Annotated in this window: 25 protein-coding genes; 2 read left to right on the forward strand and 23 right to left on the reverse strand. The window is 51.5% G+C overall.

The genetic code is table 11. The annotated features are described in order from the left end of the window. The first annotated feature begins 804 nt into the window (after positions 1-804). Complete coding sequence (locus H7F08_RS09075) at positions 805-1,437, forward strand: transposase family protein (protein WP_227487848.1); 633 nt, start codon at positions 805-807, stop codon at positions 1,435-1,437. 5 nt (positions 1,438-1,442) lie between these two features. On the opposite strand, the gene H7F08_RS09080 is transcribed toward H7F08_RS09075, so the two are convergent. From H7F08_RS09080 to abiEi, 4 genes are read right to left on the reverse strand one after another with little or no spacing between them, the layout of a single operon-like run. Further along, positions 1,443-1,640, reverse strand: coding sequence for a hypothetical protein (locus H7F08_RS09080; RefSeq protein WP_193640390.1), 198 nt, complete (start codon positions 1,638-1,640; stop codon positions 1,443-1,445). 12 nt (positions 1,641-1,652) lie between these two features. Continuing rightward, the gene (locus tag H7F08_RS09085; RefSeq protein WP_193640391.1) at positions 1,653-1,898 is read right to left on the reverse strand and encodes a nucleotidyl transferase AbiEii/AbiGii toxin family protein; all 246 of its coding nucleotides are present in this window, start codon (positions 1,896-1,898) and stop codon (positions 1,653-1,655) included. Positions 1,899-1,900: 2 nt separating this feature from the next. Continuing rightward, the gene (locus tag H7F08_RS09090) at positions 1,901-2,365 is read right to left on the reverse strand and encodes a nucleotidyl transferase AbiEii/AbiGii toxin family protein (protein ID WP_193640392.1); all 465 of its coding nucleotides are present in this window, start codon (positions 2,363-2,365) and stop codon (positions 1,901-1,903) included. A 46-nt stretch (positions 2,366-2,411) separates the two neighbouring features. Then, positions 2,412-2,888: a type IV toxin-antitoxin system AbiEi family antitoxin gene (gene abiEi / locus H7F08_RS09095; protein ID WP_227487849.1), complete on the reverse strand. Its 477-nt coding sequence runs from the start codon at positions 2,886-2,888 to the stop codon at positions 2,412-2,414. A 695-nt stretch (positions 2,889-3,583) separates the two neighbouring features. On the opposite strand from abiEi, the gene H7F08_RS09100 reads away from it, so the two are divergent. After that, positions 3,584-4,333, forward strand: coding sequence for a hemerythrin domain-containing protein (locus H7F08_RS09100; protein WP_031574996.1), 750 nt, complete (start codon positions 3,584-3,586; stop codon positions 4,331-4,333). 13 nt (positions 4,334-4,346) lie between these two features. Here H7F08_RS09100 and pstA read toward each other — a convergent pair whose 3' ends face one another. The 19 genes from pstA to H7F08_RS09195 all read right to left on the reverse strand — a co-directional run bounded on the left by pstA (position 4,347) and on the right by H7F08_RS09195 (position 22,753). Beyond that, positions 4,347-5,174: a phosphate ABC transporter permease PstA gene (gene pstA / locus H7F08_RS09105; RefSeq protein ID WP_226831320.1), complete on the reverse strand. Its 828-nt coding sequence runs from the start codon at positions 5,172-5,174 to the stop codon at positions 4,347-4,349. A gap of 83 nt (positions 5,175-5,257) precedes the next feature. After that, positions 5,258-6,214 (reverse strand): phosphate ABC transporter permease subunit PstC, encoded by a 957-nt coding sequence (pstC, locus tag H7F08_RS09110; RefSeq protein ID WP_031574990.1) that lies wholly within the window; start codon positions 6,212-6,214, stop codon positions 5,258-5,260. Between the two features lie 103 nt (positions 6,215-6,317). After that, positions 6,318-7,403: a phosphate ABC transporter substrate-binding protein PstS gene (pstS, locus tag H7F08_RS09115; protein WP_010640084.1), complete on the reverse strand. Its 1,086-nt coding sequence runs from the start codon at positions 7,401-7,403 to the stop codon at positions 6,318-6,320. 207 nt (positions 7,404-7,610) lie between these two features. After that, positions 7,611-7,982 (reverse strand): DsrE family protein, encoded by a 372-nt coding sequence (locus H7F08_RS09120; protein ID WP_010640087.1) that lies wholly within the window; start codon positions 7,980-7,982, stop codon positions 7,611-7,613. Positions 7,983-8,060: 78 nt separating this feature from the next. Beyond that, entirely contained in the window at positions 8,061-8,552 is a 492-nt protein-coding gene (locus tag H7F08_RS09125) for a SixA phosphatase family protein (protein WP_065974708.1), read from the reverse strand. Further along, positions 8,524-8,940 (reverse strand): hypothetical protein, encoded by a 417-nt coding sequence (locus tag H7F08_RS09130; protein WP_024892630.1) that lies wholly within the window; start codon positions 8,938-8,940, stop codon positions 8,524-8,526. Before H7F08_RS09130 ends, H7F08_RS09125 begins: the two co-directional genes overlap by 29 nt. Then, positions 8,941-10,278 (reverse strand): ribosome biogenesis GTPase Der, encoded by a 1,338-nt coding sequence (gene der / locus H7F08_RS09135; RefSeq protein ID WP_065974707.1) that lies wholly within the window; start codon positions 10,276-10,278, stop codon positions 8,941-8,943. A 9-nt stretch (positions 10,279-10,287) separates the two neighbouring features. Further along, positions 10,288-11,472 (reverse strand): outer membrane protein assembly factor BamB, encoded by a 1,185-nt coding sequence (gene bamB / locus H7F08_RS09140; protein ID WP_024892628.1) that lies wholly within the window; start codon positions 11,470-11,472, stop codon positions 10,288-10,290. Next, the gene (locus H7F08_RS09145; RefSeq protein WP_142088533.1) at positions 11,472-12,083 is read right to left on the reverse strand and encodes a YfgM family protein; all 612 of its coding nucleotides are present in this window, start codon (positions 12,081-12,083) and stop codon (positions 11,472-11,474) included. The genes bamB and H7F08_RS09145 overlap by 1 nt, the downstream gene beginning before the upstream one ends. Beyond that, a complete protein-coding gene (gene hisS / locus H7F08_RS09150; protein WP_142088531.1) occupies positions 12,080-13,399 on the reverse strand; it encodes a histidine--tRNA ligase in 1,320 nt (439 codons plus the stop codon). The genes H7F08_RS09145 and hisS overlap by 4 nt, the downstream gene beginning before the upstream one ends. 41 nt (positions 13,400-13,440) lie before the next feature. Then, a complete protein-coding gene (ispG, locus tag H7F08_RS09155; protein ID WP_031574972.1) occupies positions 13,441-14,541 on the reverse strand; it encodes a flavodoxin-dependent (E)-4-hydroxy-3-methylbut-2-enyl-diphosphate synthase in 1,101 nt (366 codons plus the stop codon). Beyond that, complete coding sequence (locus H7F08_RS09160; RefSeq protein ID WP_035211339.1) at positions 14,531-15,550, reverse strand: RodZ domain-containing protein; 1,020 nt, start codon at positions 15,548-15,550, stop codon at positions 14,531-14,533. Before H7F08_RS09160 ends, ispG begins: the two co-directional genes overlap by 11 nt. Positions 15,551-15,566: 16 nt before the next feature. Further along, on the reverse strand, positions 15,567-16,436 hold the full coding sequence (gene pilW, locus H7F08_RS09165) for a type IV pilus biogenesis/stability protein PilW (protein WP_010640106.1): 870 nt from the start codon (positions 16,434-16,436) through the stop codon (positions 15,567-15,569). Next, positions 16,433-17,500, reverse strand: coding sequence for a 23S rRNA (adenine(2503)-C(2))-methyltransferase RlmN (gene rlmN / locus H7F08_RS09170; RefSeq protein ID WP_035211337.1), 1,068 nt, complete (start codon positions 17,498-17,500; stop codon positions 16,433-16,435). The genes pilW and rlmN overlap by 4 nt, the downstream gene beginning before the upstream one ends. Before the next feature lie 24 nt (positions 17,501-17,524). Further along, positions 17,525-17,950, reverse strand: coding sequence for a nucleoside-diphosphate kinase (ndk, locus tag H7F08_RS09175; RefSeq protein ID WP_031574965.1), 426 nt, complete (start codon positions 17,948-17,950; stop codon positions 17,525-17,527). 124 nt (positions 17,951-18,074) lie between these two features. Continuing rightward, the gene (locus H7F08_RS09180; RefSeq protein WP_142088529.1) at positions 18,075-18,941 is read right to left on the reverse strand and encodes an HlyD family secretion protein; all 867 of its coding nucleotides are present in this window, start codon (positions 18,939-18,941) and stop codon (positions 18,075-18,077) included. Then, complete coding sequence (locus H7F08_RS09185) at positions 18,938-19,138, reverse strand: DUF1656 domain-containing protein (protein WP_031574962.1); 201 nt, start codon at positions 19,136-19,138, stop codon at positions 18,938-18,940. The genes H7F08_RS09180 and H7F08_RS09185 overlap by 4 nt, the downstream gene beginning before the upstream one ends. After that, entirely contained in the window at positions 19,128-21,311 is a 2,184-nt protein-coding gene (locus tag H7F08_RS09190; RefSeq protein WP_031574958.1) for an FUSC family protein, read from the reverse strand. Before H7F08_RS09190 ends, H7F08_RS09185 begins: the two co-directional genes overlap by 11 nt. Continuing rightward, positions 21,308-22,753 (reverse strand): efflux transporter outer membrane subunit, encoded by a 1,446-nt coding sequence (locus tag H7F08_RS09195; RefSeq protein ID WP_031574955.1) that lies wholly within the window; start codon positions 22,751-22,753, stop codon positions 21,308-21,310. The genes H7F08_RS09190 and H7F08_RS09195 overlap by 4 nt, the downstream gene beginning before the upstream one ends. Positions 22,754-22,791 lie beyond the last annotated feature (38 nt).

Genomic DNA, 22,791 nt, shown 5'->3' on the forward strand with positions numbered 1-22,791 from the left:
CCAGGGCACGGGGCTATCGCACCCACAAGAATTTTATTAACATGGCTTACCTCGTACTGGGTAAGCTGGATCTCAAGCTACCCACTTAAAACAGCGAGGAACCTGAATGGATGCGCTTCAAAGCTGGATCTAATGGCACCGGACCATGACGACGATTGCGAGAAATATCTATATCCATAACAGCATCCATATCCATAAGAAACTCCATTTTCAGCACCCCAAACGTAGTGCAAGGGGTGCGGGGGTGTCGGGGTATCCCCTGACCAAGAATAACCAAGCGTAGCGCAGGTTAGCTCTTGCTCCTGAAAATACCCCCCCTCATAAATTCATGATACACAGATAAAATACACGAACAATAGCGACATTCGAAACATACGCACATGCCATTCTGAGGAGATCTTAATATCGCTTAAAAATATTGATCGGGATTAAACCGATAGAGAAACTCTGAGTATCATGCCATAGAACCATTACAGATTTCATACTCAAATAAGGTGTGTAAAATTTGCACCATTTTTCTCGACGAAATTTCATGTAGAATAGTGCAAAAGGCATTCTTTTTATTTTTTACGCAGATGAATTGCTTGTGAATAGCATTGCATTTGCATCATTGAGCATAAATATGGACCCTCTCCCCGCCGGAAAAAACACCCCTTGGGGTCGACGCCGTAGGCGTCGGGGGGCTATATGTAAAGCCATGACAAAAGCATACGCCGAAAAATTAAAACGCTTGGCTCGAAGACGATTGTTATTTGTGTGGCCCTAAAATTCCTGCCGTCGCCTGGTATTTCATAGAGCATAGAAATGGTTGGTCGTGCGCAGACTGACGATGGAAGGGAGGAAGATGCTTCGCATAATGTCGGTTCGTCTGCGCAAACAATCCACGCGGCCAACTGGATAGAGCCGGGATTGATCCAACGCTATCGACGTAGCCCAAGCGGCTACAGATCCACTGCTGTGCCCCCCAAACGGGTCTTTATCCGGCCCCTGGTACGTGACCCTCAAGCCCGCCTGACCCATCCGGACTACACCCACCTGCAACTCACTGGAGACCCCAATCGTATGCTCAATGCTGAAGAAATGCGCGCGTTACCGCTCTGCTTCTCGGAGATCAAAGACCCTCGCAGGCCTCAAGGAAGACGGCATCGTTTATCGGTCGCGCGGGGGATCGTCGCCGGTGCCACGCTCTGCGGCATGTCCGGTTACAAGTCCATGGCGGACTGGGCCCAGGGACTTGGGCAAGCCGCCCGGGAGCGTTTCGGCTGCCGGCGCGAGAACAAACGTTATGTTGTTCCCAGTGAATTTGTGATCCGCGATTGCCTGGTGCGGGTAGAACCAGGAACCTTGGATCGGGGACTCAATCTGTGGAATCAGTCTTGGGACAGCCGACAGACAGCGCCTTGGTCAATCCAGGTATTCCCTCAATGCGACGAGTAGTCCTCTTACAGCTGAGTAGGCATTTTCTGTTCACGTAGCGCACTTTCCAGTAAGGTGTTCACTGACTGGGCAAAGTAGCCCTCGTATCCGGGCATCCCAAACATCTTTTCAAGTTTGGATTGCTCTACAAATCGACTCATTTGTTGGCGAAATGCATGGCTGGCTGCTGTTCCAGGGACTTGTGAAATAGCATGATCCATCAATCGTGGAAATTCCTAAATGCCGTAATCCGCCACCTTTTTCCAGACCATATCCATATCGACTTCGGCAACTTGTCCTGTCAGCCAGGCGATGTCCCAAATATCCCGATAGCGAATTCTCGCGGGAGTGTCGGCGATCCCATGTGCATCTATTTTTGCGATAGAGGTTGGCAGTGCCACTAACTTGTCTGCCAAAATCTTATGAATGGATTCAGCAACGACCAACGTCAGACTCACCCCATCCAAAACGGAATAATTCATTCTTATGGCACAACTTCTCTGGTGTAGGCTGGGATATTGGCGGTTTCCAGTTTAATTTTCTGTCGCAGCAAATCAGGGCGACCCGGATGCGTTTCTACAGACACCGTCCATTTATCGACCTGGACGTATTGTCCCTGCTTTGCCTCACGCGGTTCAAGAACGGTAACATCCAGACCAAACCGGTCACCCACTCGCTGCGTCACACAATCCTTGATCTTTCTCACGTTGTCAGAGGTAAAAGTCTTTCCTCCTGCGAAATCGAGATCCTCACTAAACCGATCTGAACCGCGACAAAGGCGCAAGGACGTACCCTTCTGGAAAACCAGATTTTTCAGAAGCCCCTCAGAATCAAGTGCGTTAAATATCTCGTAATGCAATAGTTCTTTTTCGACAACCGGACGCATGGCATCCAGCCCCTGTCCCGCCATGGCCATATCGACATACCTGCTGAAAACTTTGTGCTTCATTCCATATCATCCCATTCTTCCTGGTCGATCATGTCGATATTTCTACCTACCCGATACAAATCCTGTACGGCGGCCGACCTTTAGCGATCCTTAAAGGGCGACCTTCTACCACAATAGTACGCTCCAGAACTTCCGGAATGCTGCGTTTCGTGTGCGTAAACTCTATGGTTCCAAACGGTGTTTTATGCAAACAACTTGCGCCTGTCGTCATGACGGTCAGGTAGCTTACAGGGACCTGGGAAATGATCCCATACCCAGAGAGCATGCTTTCCAATGAAAAATAACTGAGCTGCCCTGGTCGTAAAGCTCGTACCACCGACTCAATGACCCGACCCCCGTTTCGCATCAGCGCAGGCGCGTAAACATAGATCCCCCGGGCGGCCTTGATCAGTAACTGATCCTCGACCATGCGCTGCAAGGATTTTCCCATAGCCTTGTCCGTTTCATTCGGAAACATTTTTTCCATATCTCTTTTGGTAAACACAAAGTGATTACGGAGTTCCATATCAGACAAAGTGCGCATCAAATCCATCCGGTTCATCGGTCTATTGAAAACCCCCTTAAATGTAGGTTTTCAGAATATATAATAAAGATATATGCCACAACCGCACAAACTTCGTTTGATTGACCCAGGCGTTGATTTCTGTTGAAACTGGCTGATCACCTGTACTGTTTGACCTGCTCATGCTTCCCGCAGCCAGTTCATGGTGGATGTGGTAGTCACGGACGATCAGGGACAATACGAACAAAAGGACGCACATCCCCAGCCCAGTACACTTGGGACACAAGGGAAATGGGCTGGGGCGAAGTTCGACAAGACTTTAAACTCACTGTAAAATCTATTCTTGGAGCTGTGTAGGGCCGACTTAAACAACCGCATTGCGGAATGGTTTGTGATCGAAAAGTGAGAGGATTATCCCGCTTGAACGTCTATAATTGTTATTTTTATCAGCGCGAAAAAATGTGTTTATTTCGACATAAAATAGCTAGAAAATCTGGACAATACCATGACACTGAGATTAGGTAACACAAGGAGTATTAGGGAATGACAAGGAACGATGAAGGCTGGTAACTTAATGAAATTATTTATTTTTTAAGAAAGGTATTGATTAATAAAGCCCAAAAATAAGGGGTTTCAGGACTTAAAATCCCTCGGTTTATACCGTGCCGGTTCGAGTCCGGCCCTGGGCACCATTTCGTAACATAAGGATGCCCCTCATGTCGATTGAATCCATAAACCCTTCCGCTGTGACCCCTTTGAGTAACATCATTGATGTGCGCGGGATGACTTATACTGAAGCACAACCCGTTGTTTATGCAGCCAGTATTCGACTGTCCGTCGGGCAAAAAATACAGGTGCTTACAGATTCAGATCCTGCCGCCATGATGCGCGCCGTAGCTTTTCAACTGCGTGATGCCATCTCCTGGCACATGGAAAGCGATGGCAAACTATGGCAGGTCGAAGTTCAGCCCCGAGCCGAGGCAGAAGCCAAAGATGTGGTTGACCTGTTGACTTGGGACCATTATCGCCTGGATCACCAGTTTGCCCAGGTTCTTGCTGCAGCCAACGAAAACAGAATTGCCGACGCTGAAAGTATTTTCCAGGATTACTGGATTGGTCTCCGTCGTCACGTTCATCTGGAAAACAATCTGCTGGGTCCGGTTCTTGGGGGGGGCGAAGAGCAGGGACCCTTGGCAGATATGCTTTTTGAACATGACAGTATTATTGTGCAATCGCGCTTGCTCGAAGAAACTTTTGACGAAAAAGACTATGGTATGTTGCCGGCCATCTGCGCCATGCTTTCCGGCTCACTTGCGAAGCATGAAAACCGTGAAGAAACCACTTTGTTTCCCATTTGGCAGACGACAGATAATAGTGATCGTGGCCGTGCCACTGAACATCTTGCCAGAGCAAAAGAGCTTCTATCGGGTTCAGAAGATAGCCAGGTACTGAAGGTTTTTTCCTGAACAACCTGACAGCTTAGCGGTATGCTCCCATCCGGCGCTGGGCTCGCACCATATACCAGCGCCCCGCAAGAATGAGCATCAACACTCCGGCGGTAATCAGGAAAGCTGCAGCAAATGCCAACATATGTGATTCTGCAAAGGGCTCGTTGATGAATGTCCAGATGACATAGGTCAAGTAGCCGATTGGCTCATTGGTCAGTTTTCCGGTCCACATATAGTTAGACCAGCCAGCGGTATACAAAAGTGGAGCCGTTTCACCCATGGATAAAGCCACCGCGTAAAAAAGTCCGGTCATAATCGCCGGTGCGGCACCAGGTAGTAATATTTTGAAAACAATCCGCCCCTCCCCTGCCCCTAATCCATATCCCGCTTCGCGAACAGATAAAGGGATGTTGCTCAGCGCCAATTCGGTGGAACGGGCAATATAGGGAAGGAGCATAACGGTCAGGGTGATGATTCCTGCAGCCACTGAAAACTGCCAGCCCAAATAAATGACCATCGTAATATAACCGACGTAACCCAGCACTATGGAGGGTACCCCAACCAGAACGTCTGAGAGAAAGCGCAGCAGCTTGCCAGCATTCCCATGACCATGTTCGCTCAAATAAATGCCTGCAGATATCCCGATGGGCGCAGCTAACAGCAAGCTACCAAGAGACATGATAATGGAACCTTCAATGGCATTTTTCAGACCACCACCAATACCATTGGTAATTTCTGTCAACAATTTGATATTGAGCGCTGGCCAGGCATGTATGAGCACATCAATAATGATGGAAAGAAACATGGCCGCCAAAAAAACAAAGGACCCTGTGACCATGACGGTAGCAAAAACAGTCATCAGCCTGCGCCATAAGGATACTTTAAATTTCCTGGGTGTACTCATTTTCGGTAATACCTGCTCTTCCAACACATTAATAGCCATCAGCGCACCTTTGCCATCCACAACATCATTCTGGCAGCTATATTGACAACCACCGTAATCAGCAATAACACCAGAGCTATTTCAGATAATGCTTCAACAGCCATATTGGTTGGGTCTTGCAGTGCACTATCCAGCTGCGAGGCAATAAATGCCGCCATAGTCGAAATGGGCGCATAAATATTATTGGGTAAGTAGTTCAGGGCATTACCACTGACCATCAATACCGCCATGGTTTCACCCAAAGCCCGCCCTAATGCCAAAATTCCTACGCCGATCAAAACGGTTCTTAGCTTGGGCAAAACAATATGCCAAAAAACTTCAAGGCGATTCAAGCCAAGACTCAAACCAGCCTCTTTCAAGGCAGGTTCCGTCATCAGTATAGATTCACGCAACGTCGCCGAAATCAGGGGGATGATCATGACTGCCAAGACAAAAGCAGAGGTCAATAGCCCATAACCGCTTCCCGCTTCGCCATTCAGGAAAGGAATAAAAGAAAAAGTCTTTGCCAAAAAAGGAAAAATGCTGTGACCAAATAGCGGCACCAGCAAAGCATATCCCCATAAACCATATACTACACTGGGAATAGCAGCGAGCAGATCAACAAATAGGGATAAAGGTCCTGCCCAGGTTTTGCGAATGCCTTCACTGAGAAAATAGGCTGCACCAACAGCGATAGGCATAGCAATAAGCATCGCCAGTACCGAACTGGCAATCGTCCCAACGACCAGAAACCAGATGCCATACTTGGCACCAGGCATGATTTGGTGCCCATTTACTGAAACTGGGTTACCATAAAGATTGCCAAGGTTCCAATCATTCGTCCATAAAAAATGAAATTGATTATACTGAATCGCTGGCCATGAATACACGGCCAAAAAAATTATCAGAAGGAGTAATGAAATCGGCAAAAAACTTGCGGTAGCCACTAATGCCGTTCTGAATACAGGAATTTTCATTACAATGATTCCACTTCCAAAAGTAAGTAAAGTTATCTAAACAGTAATAAATGCGTATTAAAAAATTACGGTGCCGGGTTATTACCCCGGCACCGTTCAGATCTTAGTGAATTTCTGCGATCTGTTTACGTGACAGCTCAGCTGCGCTGTCGGGTAGCGGTACGAAGTTTACCGCAGTGATAAAGTGTGGTGCATTACCGCCCTTAGGATCAATGGCCCAGTTCAGGAATTTCTTCATGGCTGCAGCCACTTCCGGCTTGGCCTGGGTCTTGCTGACGATGGCATACTCATAATTGATGATGGGGTAGGACTTGGCACCAGGAGCGAATACCAGACTGATCCGTTCATCAGCAGGGGTCTTGCTGACCATTTCACCAGCTGCAGCCTTGGCATTTTCCACTGTAGGCAATACGAAATTGCCTGCGCGGTTTTGCAGCATGGCCAGGCCCAATTTGGCTTCTTCAACTGGTTTCTTCCAGCTGATACCGATGTATGCCACACCATAAGGCGTTGTCTTCAGAGCCTGGACCATGCCGGGGTTGCCTTCGGCACCGATACCACCCGGAACGGCCGGCCAACTTACCGTCGTACTGTAGCCAACGCTTTTGCTCCATGCTGGAGTGGTGTCAGCCAGGTAGGTGGTAAAAATAAAAGTGTCGCCAGAACCATCGGTGCGGTGGATAGGGACAATCTTGTGGTTGGGCAGTTTCACACCAGGATTCAGCTTGGCAATGGCCGCATCGTCCCAATTGGTGATTTTGCCGGAATAAATACCGGCAAGCACAGGACCGGAAAGCTTCAGATGCTTGTTGTTCAGACCGGGCAGATTGTAATTGATCATCTGAATGGAGATGGCCAAAGGAATGTTGAGGATGTTCGGGTGCTGTTTGATCTGGGCATCACTCATGTATGCATCAGAAGCGCCAATCTGGGCGACGCCGGAAATGGCTTCGGCAATACCCGTACCACTTCCTGTACCCTGGGTGGTTATCTGCACGCCGGGATTCATTTTGGTGTACACAGGTACCCACAAATTGAAAAGTGGATACAACAGGGTGGAACCGGTTTCCAACAAGGAAATCGTGGCTGCACTGGCGGGCATGGCATATATGCCGGCAAGACCCAATGCAGAAACCATGACGGCACCCTTTACACTGCGAGAAAGCTCTTTCTTCAAACGATACAGCATAAGACCTCCAAAGATGGCGAATACGTTGATTTACGGCTTATTCCCAAACACACACCGTACGTCATCAATGCTTGCTAGCAGTCCTGACGCGACGTAATTAGCAATCTAGCACAGTTATATGACAGTATGATGACAAAACTTCTGTTACAAACAGAGCCCGACCAAAAGGACGGGCTCTTCAAGACAATGAAGGTTTTTAAGCGCCGATTACCAGGTCAGAATCCGACCTGCAGCGGCCAATGAAGGCAGCGCAGCACTGGGATTCATCATGGGAATGGGTTTGGCCAAGTCATCTTTGGTCATGCCATTCAATTCCAGAGACTGCAGGCAACCAATAATCTGAACTTCATTATCTTCGGCAAGCTTCATGAAGTCGGCGACACTTTTGCCACCTTCCATCGGAAATATACTTTCGGCCTTACCTTTGGCAAGCAACTCCGTGGCCGGTCCGGTGAAATACATGACGACTTTCTGCTCGGCGGCGGCGGCAGTGGCTGCCAGGAAAAAAGCGGAAGGAAGACGCTTGGGATTTTCAGCGCCAGTGATAAGAATGATAACAAGATCCGCTGCTTCGGACATTTAACACCTCCTGATTGAACGTGTGAAGTGACTTATCAATTATACACCAATTTGCGGTGCTGACTAAAACGGTTGTGCTTAGGCTTTGTTCTCAGTCGCAACGGCGCGCAGCATTTCCGGCAAAGCATACCACTGAAGTTCACCTTCCATTTGATCAACAGTTTTCAGATGAATACCAATTACGCTGGCTTTTTTGACGGGGACACTGACCCGGGTTAGCCGCGTCGTCCAAATTCCGAGATGGGGTTGATGACCCACCACAATCAGCGTTTCGGGCTGTTTGCTCAGGTTCTGCCAATCCCGACTGAGCGTGTTCAGATCGCCAGCCGGAATCGCTTCATGATAGCTATTCACTTCAATACCAAAAGCTTGGGAAATATAAGCGGCAGTTTCGCGGGTACGAAGCAAGGGGCTACTCCACAATAGAACTGAACCCTGAATACAATGACGCAAGCCCCGGGCGACAGCCGCTGCGGTTTCATGTCCATAGCGGGTAAGTTGCCGCGCAAAATCCGAACCGGAAACCGCTTCGTCTTCTGCCTCAGCGTGGCGTACGAGTAAAAGGTTCACGCTTTTGCACCTCCTGACCAAACCAGATGACGGTGATTGCACGGGGTAACACGCGGGCAAGAATCGTGATTACGGCAATGCCAATCAGAGCAGTCATCCATTCGTCCACCCGGGTTTTAGTATCGGGACCCGAACCAATGAAAATCTCCAGCCCGGATAAAACAGCCCCCACAAAAATAGTCACCGGACGCCAGCCATAAGGACCAAGCACCGGATAAAAGCGCGCCAGGGCACCCAGGGTTACGGTGGCCCAGAGTGCATACTCCCCGGCACGAATCCACAAACCCTGGGGACTGACCGGCAGCATCGCCCCACTCCATAAAATACCGAGATAAATAAGGAGCGCGATAATGGCCCAACGCCACCATCCGGACAGACTGCCTTTCATCTAATGTTTGCCTCTTTGTGGATCATAGGGGTTTTCACCCTGGCGAAATAACAGACGTAAGGGAATGGAATCCAGGCGTAAGGCTTTCCGGAAGGCGCTTTCCAGATAACGCTTGTAGCTACCTGGCAAGCGCGTTAATTGATTCCCGTGAAATACCAGCGTAACCGGATTTTCACCACCCTGATGGCAATAACGTAACTTGATTCGGCGTCCACCAACCATGGGTGGCTGATGGGTTTCAATAATCTCGCCCAAAGCCCTATTCAGCTCTCCTGTTGAAAAATGTTTGCGGGAATTCTGCCAGAGGCGATCAATACTTTTGTACAAATCGCCAACACCGGTACCATGCAAAGCGGAAATGGTATAGACCGGCGCATACTGAATAAAACTCAGGCGGCGCTCGAGCTCCTGCTTGACCGCCTTACGCTCGTGAGGACTCATCCCGTCCCATTTATTGATCACGACGACAATCGGGCGTCCCAACTCTACAGCGACCCCCACCAGATGAGAATCCTGTTCAGCAATACCGACCCTGGCATCGAGCACCAGCAACACGACATCGGCTTCCCGCAATGCACCCAATGTTTTCAAAACACTGAGCTTTTCCAGGCCTTCGCCGACTCGGGCACGCCGCCGCATTCCGGCCGTATCAATCATGACATAGGGCTTGCCATCCCGTTCATAAGGAATGCGGATGCTGTCCCGGGTAGTCCCCGGCTCATCAAATACCAACACTCTTTTTTCACCAAGCATGGCGTTTACCAGTGTCGATTTTCCTACATTGGGACGGCCGAGCATGGCTATGCGGGGGCCTTTTCCGGCATCCTGCTGCGCAATTTCCTCACTGGGCAGATCCGAGAAAACGGCTTCCAGCAGGGTTTCAACCCCATGTCCATGGGCGGCCGAAATGGTATAGGGCATTCCCAGACCCAGGCGATGGAATTCCGGGAGTTCGCTGACGGCTCCTTTGGCATCCATCTTGTTCACAACCAGATAAATCGGTTTGCCACCACGGCGCAATTCCATGGCGATTTCTTCATCCTGGGCAGACAAGCCTTCTTTGGCATCCACCAGAAAACAGATGGCATCGGCTTCCTGAATAGCCAGTCTGGTCTGAATGGCCATGGCTGCAACCAGGCCCTCGCGTTCTTCAGGTTCAAAGCCGCCGGTATCAATGACCAGATACTGACGCCCTTCAAACTGCGCGGTTCCATAGTGACGATCACGCGTCAGCCCGGGGAAATCGGCAACCAGAGCCTCACGCGTACGGGTGAGGCGATTAAAAAAAGTGGATTTACCGACATTGGGTCGCCCCACCAGGGCAATAACTGCAGTCATGATACAGCCTTAGCGCTTTTCGAGCTTGATCCGATACAAAGTGCCCGCATCACTGAGAGCAAGAATCTGGTTATTATCCAGACATACAGGACTACTTTGAATTCCACTGGAGGAAAGGCGTGTCTGACCAATCCGATGCCCGGATTCGGGATTGAAGGCGTAGAGATAGCCACCATTATCGGTTGCCAGCAAATCATTTCCACAACTACTCAGACCGGTCATGGCATGGCCTTTGAGTTTATCGTTTTTCCACAGGATGCTGCCCGAACCAGGATCTATTTCAGAAATTACTCCATCTGAATCGGCCACATACAAATGTCCCTTGAACCAGACTGGAGTTAAATACACCGACATGGGGACACTCCAGTTCTGGGTGCCTCCCTGCTGTGTATAGGCAGCCAGATTACCCTGATAGGCTGCCGCAAAAACCTGATCATCAGCAACTATCGGACGCGCTGCCACATCCACCATCCGCGCCAGCTCGTTGCTGCCATGGGCAATAGCTACACGGGCATGCCACAACTCAGCACCCGTGGAAAGACTTAATGCTGTCAAGGTTCCATCAGCAAAACCGGCATAGACCACACCATCATGCACAGTCGGGGTAGAAACTGCGCGCAAGATGAGGGAGGGCTGGTTCATGGAGAAGGTCCACTGAATTTTGCCATCCTTGGGGTTTAGCGACCAAAGATGGCCATTTACGGTTTGCATCAGTAGGTGATCGTCGGCATAGACTACCGGTGTCAACACTTCGGAGCTGAGTTGTACCGACCAGAGTTTATGACCATTTTTAGCATCAAACGCAAATACCTTGCCGGCATTGGTTCCCGCATAGACGACGCCATGGGCGATGGTGGCACCGCGCGCACTTTTGCCATCCAGACTGCGCATCCATTGCTGACTGCCCGATTCATTCATGCTGACCAGATGCCCGGAAGCATTAGCCACCACAATCTGATGCGCAGAGTGGGCAATTTCTGTTCCCTGGTAGGGGTTGATAGGCCATAGTCCATAAAGCCGGGCCTGCCATTGCGTCGAAAAAGAAACTTTATTATGACCTTTACTGATGGGTGGAGGCGTTTTGGGACTGGGTGAGGATTTAAACCAGGACATGATGCCGCAGCCATTCAGCAGGGCAGCAACTATTCCCAGAACGGCTAAACGCCATATGCTTTTGAAAAAATCATTCCGCATCACGGCGCAACTCCAATATTGGCGATTTTCATTTGCAGATAAGTACGATAAGGGTCAGCCGCCGGCAAGGCGGACATGGCCGAATGGTAGGCCTGTTCTGCCTGACTGATCTGATTCAGAGAGGCATAGGCGTCCCCTTTGATTTCATCAGCTAAGGTAACATAGGCAGGCTGTGGATTTTGCAGGATATCCAGGGCCTTATGTGCCTGATGCTGATCCACATACAGGAGTGCCAGATTCAAGCGAGCAAGGCTGCGCATGCCACGGGGTGCGCTGGTATTCTTTATCACGCTCATGAGCGTTTTTTCTGCGGCAGGAACTTGTTTGCCCTCCATATCCATACGCGCCAGAAAAAAATGCGCCATGGTTGCATAAGGAGTATGGGCGTACTGATGAATCAGCGTATCCGCACTGGCACGGGCCGTACTGGTCTGCCCCTGAACCATGGTATCTACCAGCTCACTATACAATACTGCCGCTTTTTCGGTTTGATGGCGTTGATATTTTTCGTAGCCAAAAAACCCCATGGCGGCAAAAAGAATCACGAGAATACCCACAATCAGGGTAATACGATGGCGGGAGAGCAATGCGGAAAGTTCTTGACCGGTCACTTTGATCTTCTGGCAGTGGCAAAATTTTGCCCAGTATGGGGTGCATGCTTGGGGAAATCAACGCCGAGGCTTTGCAGACCAGTGATCACTGCCTCCAGACTGCCTTCCCAACGCCCTTCCCCGCACTGTTCCTTGATGATTACTGGTTCTCCTTGCAATTGTCCCAACCCGATGACCAGCTGGAACAGCGCCCGGGAACGTTCTGCCTGCTTCAGCAGAGCTTTGAAACCCGCAGGGCCGCCACTGACCACACTGATACCCAGATCACGGAGAGCTTCAGCGAGTTGCCAGGAACGAGCGAGACTATCGTCCTCCATGGCCCCGATAAAAAGTACAGGTTTGTCGGCGCAGGCCTGTTTTCCCTGAATTTCCTGCAAGGCGAGTAAGCGTTCCAACCCTACAGCGAAACCAATGGCGGGAGTATCCTGACCACCCAGCTGGGCAACCAGTCCATCATAACGACCACCGGCCAGCACGGTTCCCTGCGCACCCAAGGCATCCGTAACCCATTCAAAAACCGTCCGGTTATAGTAATCCAGCCCGCGTACCAGGCTATGATTCAATTGATAGGGAATATCAAGAGCGGTCAGCAGTTTTTGCAGGCTGGCAAAATGCAGGGCCGATTCGGTATCGAGATGATCCACCAGATGTGGTGCGCTGCTGGCAATCTGCTGACAGCCAGGCACTTTACAATCCAGAATCCGTAATGGATTGAGCTCCATACGGGTCTGACAATCAGCACATAAGGCTTCCTGTTGCGGTCGCAAATACTCCAGAAGTCGCTCACGGTAAGCTGCCCGAGCCTCTGGACTGCCCAATGAGTTGATTTGCAAAGAGGCCTGCACCCCGGCCTGCTTCAGAATACGCGCAGACAGGGCGATGATTTCGGCATCTGTACCGGCTCCGGCCTGACCGAAAACCTCAACGCCCAGTTGGTGAAATTGCCGATAGCGGCCTTTCTGGGGACGTTCATGGCGAAACATGGGGCCCATGTAATAATAACGCGGAGTCTGCCCGCGCATGGTCTGATTCTGGATCGCGGCTCGTACACAACCAGCAGTCCCTTCCGGACGCAGAGTAAGACTGTCGCCATTACGATCGGCAAAGGTGTACATTTCTTTCTGGACAATGTCGGTGACGTCACCAATGGCACGGGCGAAAAGTTCTGTCGATTCCAGCAACGGGAGACGGACTTCGCCGTAATCATACAACTTGAGCAAGCCCCGCAAATCCGTTTCCAGAGCCTGCCAGGCTGCTGCTTCTGCGGGGAAAATATCGTTCATTCCCCGCACCGCCTGTAATCCCTTAACAGCCATACGAATAACTCACTTTCCCCAAACGAACCATTACCAGGCGCTCAGGCATCATTACGGGCTGCCTGACGCTCCGCAATTTCGGCACGAATCCGTTTTTCCAGAACATCAACTATATTCACGTTTTCTACCCGGTCTACCTGCTTGCCGCGATAATAGAGAATGCTACGCTTGTCTCCGCCCGCCAGACCAATGTCCGCTTCCTTGGCTTCGCCAATACCATTGACCACGCAGCCAATCACCGACACATCCATGGGCTCAAGAATATCTTCAAGCCGCGCCTCGAGGGCATTGATGGTGTTGATGACATCAAACTCCTGACGGGAGCAGGAAGGACAGGCAATCAGGTTAATACCCTTCTGGCGCAGGTGCAGGCTCTTGAGAATATCAAAGCCAACCCGGATTTCTTCCACGGGATCAGCGGCTAGGGAAATACGGATGGTATCGCCAATACCATCACGCAGCAGCAGACCCAGACCAATGGCGGATTTGACCGTACCCGAACGCAGACCGCCGGCTTCGGTAATGCCCAGATGCAGGGGATAATCGACTTTTTCCGAAAGCAGTCGGTATGCCCCTACTGCGAGAAACACGTCGGAAGCTTTCACGCTGATTTTGACATCGTGGAAATTCAGCTCGTCGAGAATGCTGACATGTCGCAAGGCGGACTCTACCAAGGCTTCAGGCGTGGGTTCGCCATATTTTTCCTGAATATCTTTTTCCAGGGAACCGGCATTCACACCGATACGAATGGGAATGCCTTTATCCTTGGCCATCTCCACGACCAGACGGGTTTTGTCCAGTGAACCGATATTACCGGGATTGATACGCAGACCATCAACACCATCAGTCATGACCTGCAAAGCGATGCGATGATCAAAATGAATATCGGCGACCAGAGGCGTTTCCACCTGCGCGCGGATGGCCTTGAAAGCCTCAGCAGCATCCATACTGGGTACAGAAACCCGAACAATGTCTGCTCCCACCGCTTCCAGACGGCGAATTTGCGCCACAGTGGCTGCTACGTCCCGGGTTTCGGTATTGGTCATGCTTTGCACGCTGATCGGCGCATCTCCACCGATGGCGACTTTTCCAACGTGAATTTGCCGGGTTTTACGACGCTGAATAGGAGATTCATGGTGCATGGGATGCCTCGCTAGTAACAGATGCGCTTACGGAAAGCGCTGCGGAAGTGATTGGGGCAACAACGTCGGGTTGTGCACTATGGTTTAGCACAGCACGGTGCCGGTTAACAGGGCTGTGAATATCTGCCGAACCGTGTACTGGCGCTGTAATCGCAGCAGATTGCGTGCTTGCGGTGGGGGCGGTTCCCAGTTGCAGACGGGCTACACCCATGGCGTTCGCAGGAAGCGCAATAGCTTTACCCTGATAATGAATGGTCACGCCCTGGGCATTGCCAACCAGAACCTGATAAGGCGGTTTTCCTGAGTTCACTTTGAGCAGATCACCCGGACGACCAAGGACCGCCAACAAGGTTTTACCGGCAGCGTCCCTGACCTGTACCCAGCAGTTGGCATGAAACTGGAAAGCGATTCCCGCAGTCGTATTGCTGGTCACTGTAGAGCTGGTCGCAGCCGATTGCGCTGTGGCTGTCACTGGACTGGAGCTGCCCACAGCCTGACTGCGAGTGGCTACGACTACACTTTGAACAGAAGCAGTGGGCGCCGTATTGGAAATTGCCGGCTCAGCCAGGGTCGCCGGCATGGAGGAAACACTGTGGCTGTTATTTTCAGGTAGTACGGTCGAAGCGTTCTCGCTCCGCCCCCAGAACCACCAGACAGCCACTATAACGGCAATCAATATCAAGAAAGAAATCAGCAGGGTGCGTTTACTGTAATCCAGCAGGGGGCTCTCGCCATCAGGAAGCAATTGGCGCGTCGGAGAAATTCCCGACCCCGCGTTGGCGGCGTCATAATTGCGCAGCAACGGTTCCGGATCCAGATCCAGAATGCGTGCATAATTCTTGAGGAATCCACGCGCAAAAGTGGCGCCGGGAAGCACGGCATAATTCCCTTCTTCGAGCCCTTGAACCTGAATTTCAGTAATATGTAAGCGTTCCGCTACCTGCTTTAGAGTCCAGCCACGTGCTTCACGGGCATTTCGCAAATCCGGATTGCTGAGGCTTTCATCCATGGAGTCCATCTCTTGATCAACCATGTTGCAGCAACAATTGCTGCGCTTTTTTTCCCGCATCGGAATATGGTGCGGCATTGACGCAGCGCTGCCACAGAGCCGCAGCCTGTTCCGGGCGTCCTTGCCGGGCGGCAATCTGTCCGGCCAACAGTAACGCACTGGCGTTATCTGGTTCCTGAGCAAGTACCACCTGCAAATGTCCATAGGCGGCTTGCACATTACCTTCTTTAAAGTCCATTTCGGCCAGTATTTGCAAGGCAGGTGGATAGTTGGGAAGAAGATAGAGCGCACGATTCAGCGCATTGCGCGCGGCAACCGGATCTTTGAGGCCCGCATAGGCCTGGGCCAGATTGGTCCAGGCAAATTGTGGCGTGCTGTATAAAGGATCGGCGGTAGCTTGCTTGAGTTGCACAATCGCTTGCTGGTAGTCACCCGTATTCACCAAAAACGCACCATAATTATTGCGGTATTCCGGATTTTTGGCGTCCAGTGACAGGGCCTGTTCAAAAGCCTGGCGTGCCAGAGTTTTCTGTCCTAGCTGCTCATAGGCCAGACCCATCACATTGTAGGCATCTGCATAGCTGTCATCCGCCTGATTGGCCATTTGCAGTTCGCGAATGGCTTGCCGGGGGTGTCCATCCTGCAAATAAGCCGTGCCCAGTGAAGTATAAATACCCGCTTTGGCTTTACCATCATCAGCAGGAGCCTGAAGACCCTGGTCAGTAGCACGGGTTTTGTGTTCATGAGCAATAAAGGCGGCCATTTGTTGATCCGAAGTCATGGGCGAACTTTTACTGCCAAATAGCCCACAACCACTCAATGCCGACACGACAAGCAAGCCAGGAATCCAGATTACTTTATGGAAGCGCATTCCATCTGTTTTCATGCCTGAACCCTCAAAGGAATGCTGCGTCGACCATCGCGCACCTGTCCCGCAAGCTGTCCACAGGCAGCGGCGATGTCATCGCCACGCGGGCGACGGGTGACGGTCATCACATCGCCGCGCAGAATAATATCCCGAAAGGCATCAATGCGTTTTTGCGGTGAACGCTGGTAATCAGAACCCGGAAAGCTGTTAAACGGTATGAGGTTCACCATGGCTGGAATACCCGATAATATGCGCAACAGAGCCCGGGCATCGGCATCGCTATCATTGACGCCATCCAGCATGACATATTCAAAAGTAATGCGGCGACGCGGGAGCAGCGGATAGCGACGACAGGCATCGAGCAATTCAGCCAGAGGGTAATGACGATTGACCGGCACCAAAACGTCACGGACTTCGTCCCGGCTGGCATGTAAACTGATTGCCAGATTGACCGGACTTTCCGCACCCAGTCGATCAAGACCCGGAACCACACCAGCGGTGCTGACTGTGATGCGCTTGGGCCCAAAACCATAGGCAAAATCGTCGCGCAACAAATCCAGGGCCGGCAAGACCTGGCGTAAATTCAGCAGCGGTTCGCCCATACCCATAAAGACAATATTGGTAATGGCATCCAAGCCCTGTATTTGCCGGGCCGTTCTGATCTGGGCAATAATTTCATGGGTGTCGAGGTTACGGTTGAGTCCCTGAGCGCCCGTCGCACAGAAGCTGCAAGCCAGCGAACAGCCTACCTGCGAGGAGACACAGAGAGTTCCCCGATCTTCCTCGGGAATAAAAACCGTTTCAATCGCATTGCCGTCGGGCAAACCCAACAACCACTTTCGGGTACCGTCAGCAGCCAGTTGATCAGCGAGAATTTCCGGCTCCGCATATTGGGTTTCTTCGCTCAGCCGCGCACGTAACGCCTTGCTGATGTTGCTCATTTCCGCAAAGTCTGTGATCTGTCGGCCATGAATCCATTGCAGAATTTGCTTGGCCCGAAAAGGCGATTCTCCCCAACCGGCCAACAGGAACTCCAGGGACTGGCGATCCAGCCCCAGAAGCTGCGGCTTTTGAGCCGGCATCACAGCACAAGCCTCGGCACTCATTTAGCGCGAAAAAATCTCCCGTTGACTAAAGAAATAGCTGATTTCCCAGGCAGCTGTTTCGGCACTGTCCGAACCGTGGACGGCGTTAGCATCAATACTGTCAGCGAAATCCGCACGAATAGTTCCAGGTGCAGAATCTTTGGGGTTGGTCGCACCCATGAGATCACGGTTTTTCAGAATCGCGCCCTCGCCTTCCAGAACGCTGACCAGCACCGGGCCGCTGCTCATGAAAGCACAGAGTTCACCGTAAAAGGGGCGGGCCTTGTGCACCGCATAAAAACCACCCGCATCTTCCTGACTGAGATGCAGCATTTTACTGGCTACCACCCGCAGACCCGCTGCTTCAAAACGGCCCAGAATAGCACCTACTGCATTTTTCTGGACGGCATCGGGTTTAATAATGGACAAAGTGCGCTCAACAGCCATAAGTTCCTCAATAGGGATAGATTAAAAGTCGCCATAGGCTAGCATTACACCGGTTTACTGGCAATCGATAGTCCTGTTCCAGATGTGCTTACCCATGACGTTCAGTTCCCGTAAAAACCTGGCGTCATGAGTGCTTTCGTTCAATGACTACGGAACAAAGCATCCCGGCAGTCAGCGGGAAATCCTTGGGTTTTCTTAAAATCCTGATATGCACGGGAATGCGGGCAGGTAGACGCACCCAATTGAAGCTCGCCCGGACATTTGCCACGAGACGTGCTCCGGTGTGGCTTTCGCGATCAGTAATAGCTGGTGCGATACTCTCCACCAACCCCGGAAAAGTATGTGCAGATCCCAGCAGGCGCAGATGCGCATGATCTCCTACATGCACACACTGTAGCCGGGTTTGTTCAAAGTAACCGTCAATCCAGTAGCTGCCCGTCTCCACCAAGGCCAGAAGCGGCTTACCGGTTGCTGCGTAATCCCCTACGCGCAGACGCAGATGGGAAATAATACCCGCCACCGGAGCCCGCACCTCGGTATGGGCAAGATCATATTGCGCCAGATGGACGCGCGCACTTGCAGCGTCAGCCTGCGCCCGGGCTACGCGCACTTGCAGCAGGGCATCAGAGCGAGCCTCAGCCGAAACAACGTCGTCAGGCAAATGCGCCCGACGTGCCGACTGCTCCTGCCGCAACGCCAATTGCGCATTGGCATCCGCCAGTGCGGCCCGCGCATTGGCGAGAGCCAGACGATAGCGCTGTGGATCAATGCGGAAAAGTACCGTTCCGGCTGCTACTTTCTGATTATCCTTGACATAAAGATCAATCACTCGACCGCCGACGTCGGCGTTGATTTGGGCAATTTGCGCCTGTACCACCGCATCTCTTGTCCAAGGCTGATCCATATAGGCCTGCCAAAGTCGCCAACCCAGCCAGGCAGCAAGGAGCACGACCAGAATGGTAACCAAAACCCGCAATACGCGTGCAATCATTTATAAACCTCAAGGCCCAACAGTGCAAAAACGCACACGAACAGGGCCAGACGAAACAGTGCCGGATGCCATACCCAGCGATCCAGATCCCAACAACCGGTCCATTTGTCCACGATCAGATACAGAATGACGCTCAGCCCAAAAATAGGCAAAAGCGTAGGCAGCACAGCACCAAAAAGGACTATTTCAACGGGCATGCTCAGCCTCGCTTGCTACCGAGAACCGTCGTGAAACGCTGGCAATGACGTGAACATAAACACGAAACAGGGCATCAGGCGGCAAAATAGGGTGTAAAGCCGTATCGACGGTTTCTACTGGTAAATTGGCCGCAGCGTCCATGACCGCGCATAGACGATTTTCATAATTTGCCGACATGGGTACCTCATATTTTTTGGGAAACGCTTCAAGTAAGGGAGTAACATATTGCGCTTCGTAGCGCGACAAAGGTTGCTCACCTGCCATTTCTGCTTGTGCATGCAGCAAAATACGCAGCTGCAGGATCCCTTCGGCGAGTTCATTAAGACGCATTACCTCGCGCAGAATTTTCAGGTCACTGGCCTGCTGAGGTGACAAATCTGCGGCCAATAAACGCAAATATTCACGACTTTCCGCTTCAAACTGGTTACGCAAGTTGGGTAGTGGAGCCTGCGCCGCAACCCGGACAAGTTCGCGAAAGCGTTGCAGAAGTCGCCGTCGCTCCCAGTTATTACCTACCGGAAAAATGAGATAAAAAGCAATTCCTACTAAAAATACTGCCAGCAATTGTGCGGTCCCATTATTCAGCAATGCGCTATAGGATATTTCCTGCCCCTCTCCCGGAATGGCAAACAGGGGAAAAAATATCCCGAAACCAGCCGCTGTTCCTGACCACCGGGTACGCGTCAACAACCAAGGAGAGATTAACAAAAACGGCAACAGTGCAAGAGCCAGCATGGGGAAACCGGATATTCGCGGTAAAAACTCCAGACTGAAAAGGAGAGCCGCGAGGAAGGCAGTGAGTACACCAAACCCCATCTGCCGCACCGAAGCCAGCGGATTGGGAAAGGTGGAAAATAACGCGCTGAGGACTACGGCAATAATGACGGCTTCGGGACCAGAAGGCCACGCCGTTTTTAACCAGAAAAGCGAAACCACCGCAACAACAACCATACTGCGCAAGGCCGCGCTCAAGGGCTGGGCTATTTCTGTAGGCGGACGGTCAAAAGAGGCGTGCCAATGTTTCTCTTGTACTCTGGCAATTGCCAGCGGTAAGGGGGGAGCCGCCTTGATTGCCTCGGGACAAAGCAATTGCCCATAACTGACCATATAGCGCCGGAGTTCAGCCAGAAAGCGGATGAGTAACAGTATCAGGCTATCGAGAGCCAGTCGTTGATCAGCATTCAGGTCATCCAGCAAAGAGATCCGTAATTCATCTAATTGCTGCACGGTCCTGTTTTGCAGACTCTGCAACTGATTTTCTGCGGTAATTATTTCGCCATTCTGGATTTGTTGTTGTATCTCCTGAAAATCCAGACGTATCGAATTGATCAAATTTTCAGTTTTGATACGCACCGGTGCGAGCGTATCACGTTGCAATCTGCGAATATGACTATTCAGTAAATGCAGCGAACCCGAAGCAAACATCATGTCGGCAATCATCTGCCGAACGCGCATATTTTTACGGCGTCCGCGACTACTTTCAAAAAACGCCCCGGAACGATAACTATCCAGCTGCAAAATCTCCTGAATCGCTTCAAGATGCAGGGCGATCCAGTCAGCCCTCGGCACCCCTCCCTGCAGTACGCGCAAGGTATTGCGCAAAAAATGCTGCAGGCGCGTTTGTGCCGTCTGCTGCAGCAGATCTTCCAGCGGTTGTGGAAATACAATGGCACTCATGACCGAGGCCACAATGATCCCAAGCATCACATCGCTCAGGCGCGCAACGCCGATATAAAAGGCATGTTCAGGATCCAATGCCGCAGGCAGCCCGACCAGAGCAGCAGTATAGCCAGCCAGCACAAAGGCATAGGCCTGAAAATTACGGAAATAACGCGCCCCGGCAGTGCAAAATCCCACCCAGAGGGCCAAGCCGGCAAGGAATCCCAGTCGTTCATCCGGAAATGTCGCTACCAGCAACATGGCGACAATACTGCCTGCAATAGTACCAATCGCCCGGTAAAAACTCTTGGCCAGAACCATCCCGTTACGCGACTGCATCACAATAAACACGGTGATTACGACCGTACTGGGAGAGTCCAGCTGGAATCTATAAGCCAACCAAAGACCAATCAGCGCTGCAGCGGCTGTCTTGGCCCAGAAAATCCAGGTTTGCAGATCGTGCTGGTAGAAACTCTGCCAATATTGGCGACTGGCAAGATTCAGGGTACTCATGATGGTGAATGCGGTCCCGTCCAGGTTTTTGGAATCACCCTACCCCCCAGAGCGGCATAGAGTTTGATCAGATTCTGCCGGGCATAAGTATCCAGGCGAATTTGCTGCATCTGATTGTCGATGATAGGCAGTTGCGCCGTCATGACTGGCAGGGCATTACTGAGACCCGCTTGATATCTTTGTTGTTGTAAAGCCGCGCTGCGCGACAAGGCTTGCGCACGCCGCTGTAAGATTTCCCGCTCCTGACTGGCAGACTGCAATTGTCTCAGACTGAAAGCCACTTGCTGCAAAGCCTGTAACAAGCTTTTTTGATATGCGGCGCGAGCCAGCTGATATTTCGCCTGACTGGCATCAAAGTGGCCCCGCAGTCGCCCCCCGGTAAACAATGGCAAACTGATAGCTGGTCCCACACCTGCTTGTAAGGACCCCGGATGCAAAAAAGTAAACAAGCCGCCTGCCGCTGCCAAACCACCCGCAAAAGCCACCAGATTGATATCGGGATAATAGGCATCGCGGGCAATATGCACCGCTGCAGCAGCCGCCTTGATGGTCATCCGCTGGGCGACAATATCCGGCCGCTCGGCAATCCATTCAGCCGGAACAGTGCTGGGTTGCTGCCAATGGGTCTGCAACAGATTGGGCTGATAATGACGCAGCACCAAGGGGAGTTGGACACCCACACCGCACAGTGTTGCCAAGGCCTGACGATTGCTGTCGTACTTGGCTTTTTGTGCGGCTATTTCTTGCTCCAAACCCGCAAGACGGGCGACACTTGCCAGACTGAGCAAGGAATCACTGAGGCCATGCTGCTGTCTTTCTTTTTCGATTTGTTCAAGCCGCTGCAAGATGTGTTGCTCGGCCTGTAAACGCTGCAGAATGGCAGCACTGGCATCTATTGCAAGAAGCTGTTGCAACACGGCATTTTCAAGAATCAACCTGGCAGCACGCCGTTGCTGTTCGGCTGCCTGCAAGCGCAGGCGCGCCTCCTTGACCTGCTCCTGCTCCTTGCCCCAAAGATCAAGATGAAAAGAAAAATCAAACTTTAACGAATTGTTCCAGGAGGTTTCTCCGGCATAAGGTGGCAAATAAAATTGATTTTTGGTCCAACGGCTTACCCCAATCTGACCGGTGCCCTGGAGTTGTGGTTCGCGCTGCGCTCCCGCTTCGCGCAAGGCAGATAAAGCCAGGGCTATCCTGGCTTTCGCAGCAAGCATGTCCGGATTTTTTTCAAGAGCCAGTTGCATGATGTTTTGCTCTGGCTGATTGAGTAAAGGACGCCACCAGTCCGCAACAGCAGCTACAGACGATTTTTTTTGTGTCAAGTCACTGCCAAGCTGTAAATCCTGCAATGGGGTAGGTTTTGCCAGATGCGGCATGGGCGGTGCACAGCCAGCCAGCATCAACGCTGGCAGCAAGCAGCCCAGGAAATGCCAGGATTTCAATCATGTTCTCCCGTAGAAGATTTTGGAGCGTGGCCCGG

The sequence above is a fragment of the Acidithiobacillus sp. HP-11 genome (assembly GCF_015100075.1).
Taxonomy (GTDB): domain Bacteria; phylum Pseudomonadota; class Gammaproteobacteria; order Acidithiobacillales; family Acidithiobacillaceae; genus Acidithiobacillus; species Acidithiobacillus thiooxidans.

What these genes read in the sequence shown, in the direction of transcription:
- H7F08_RS09075 (WP_227487848.1), top strand. Translation starts at nt 805, where the DNA reads ATGGTTGGTCGTGCGCAGACTGACGATGGAAGGGAGGAAGATGCTTCG.
- H7F08_RS09130 (WP_024892630.1), bottom strand. Translation starts at nt 8,940, where the DNA reads ATGAAAGGCAGTCTGTCCGGATGGTGGCGTTGGGCCATTATCGCGCTC.
- H7F08_RS09100 (WP_031574996.1), top strand. Translation starts at nt 3,584, where the DNA reads ATGTCGATTGAATCCATAAACCCTTCCGCTGTGACCCCTTTGAGTAAC.
- pilW (WP_010640106.1), bottom strand. Translation starts at nt 16,436, where the DNA reads ATGAAAACAGATGGAATGCGCTTCCATAAAGTAATCTGGATTCCTGGC.
- H7F08_RS09085 (WP_193640391.1), bottom strand. Translation starts at nt 1,898, where the DNA reads ATGAATTATTCCGTTTTGGATGGGGTGAGTCTGACGTTGGTCGTTGCT.
- H7F08_RS09160 (WP_035211339.1), bottom strand. Translation starts at nt 15,550, where the DNA reads ATGGATGAAAGCCTCAGCAATCCGGATTTGCGAAATGCCCGTGAAGCA.
- H7F08_RS09185 (WP_031574962.1), bottom strand. Translation starts at nt 19,138, where the DNA reads ATGCCCGTTGAAATAGTCCTTTTTGGTGCTGTGCTGCCTACGCTTTTG.
- ndk (WP_031574965.1), bottom strand. Translation starts at nt 17,950, where the DNA reads ATGGCTGTTGAGCGCACTTTGTCCATTATTAAACCCGATGCCGTCCAG.
- ispG (WP_031574972.1), bottom strand. Translation starts at nt 14,541, where the DNA reads ATGCACCATGAATCTCCTATTCAGCGTCGTAAAACCCGGCAAATTCAC.
- der (WP_065974707.1), bottom strand. Translation starts at nt 10,278, where the DNA reads ATGACTGCAGTTATTGCCCTGGTGGGGCGACCCAATGTCGGTAAATCC.
- bamB (WP_024892628.1), bottom strand. Translation starts at nt 11,472, where the DNA reads ATGCGGAATGATTTTTTCAAAAGCATATGGCGTTTAGCCGTTCTGGGA.
- rlmN (WP_035211337.1), bottom strand. Translation starts at nt 17,500, where the DNA reads ATGCCGGCTCAAAAGCCGCAGCTTCTGGGGCTGGATCGCCAGTCCCTG.
- H7F08_RS09190 (WP_031574958.1), bottom strand. Translation starts at nt 21,311, where the DNA reads ATGAGTACCCTGAATCTTGCCAGTCGCCAATATTGGCAGAGTTTCTAC.
- pstC (WP_031574990.1), bottom strand. Translation starts at nt 6,214, where the DNA reads ATGAAAATTCCTGTATTCAGAACGGCATTAGTGGCTACCGCAAGTTTT.
- pstS (WP_010640084.1), bottom strand. Translation starts at nt 7,403, where the DNA reads ATGCTGTATCGTTTGAAGAAAGAGCTTTCTCGCAGTGTAAAGGGTGCC.
- H7F08_RS09090 (WP_193640392.1), bottom strand. Translation starts at nt 2,365, where the DNA reads ATGAAGCACAAAGTTTTCAGCAGGTATGTCGATATGGCCATGGCGGGA.
- abiEi (WP_227487849.1), bottom strand. Translation starts at nt 2,888, where the DNA reads ATGCGCACTTTGTCTGATATGGAACTCCGTAATCACTTTGTGTTTACC.
- pstA (WP_226831320.1), bottom strand. Translation starts at nt 5,174, where the DNA reads ATGACTGTTTTTGCTACCGTCATGGTCACAGGGTCCTTTGTTTTTTTG.
- hisS (WP_142088531.1), bottom strand. Translation starts at nt 13,399, where the DNA reads ATGGCTGTTAAGGGATTACAGGCGGTGCGGGGAATGAACGATATTTTC.
- H7F08_RS09120 (WP_010640087.1), bottom strand. Translation starts at nt 7,982, where the DNA reads ATGTCCGAAGCAGCGGATCTTGTTATCATTCTTATCACTGGCGCTGAA.
- H7F08_RS09180 (WP_142088529.1), bottom strand. Translation starts at nt 18,941, where the DNA reads ATGATTGCACGCGTATTGCGGGTTTTGGTTACCATTCTGGTCGTGCTC.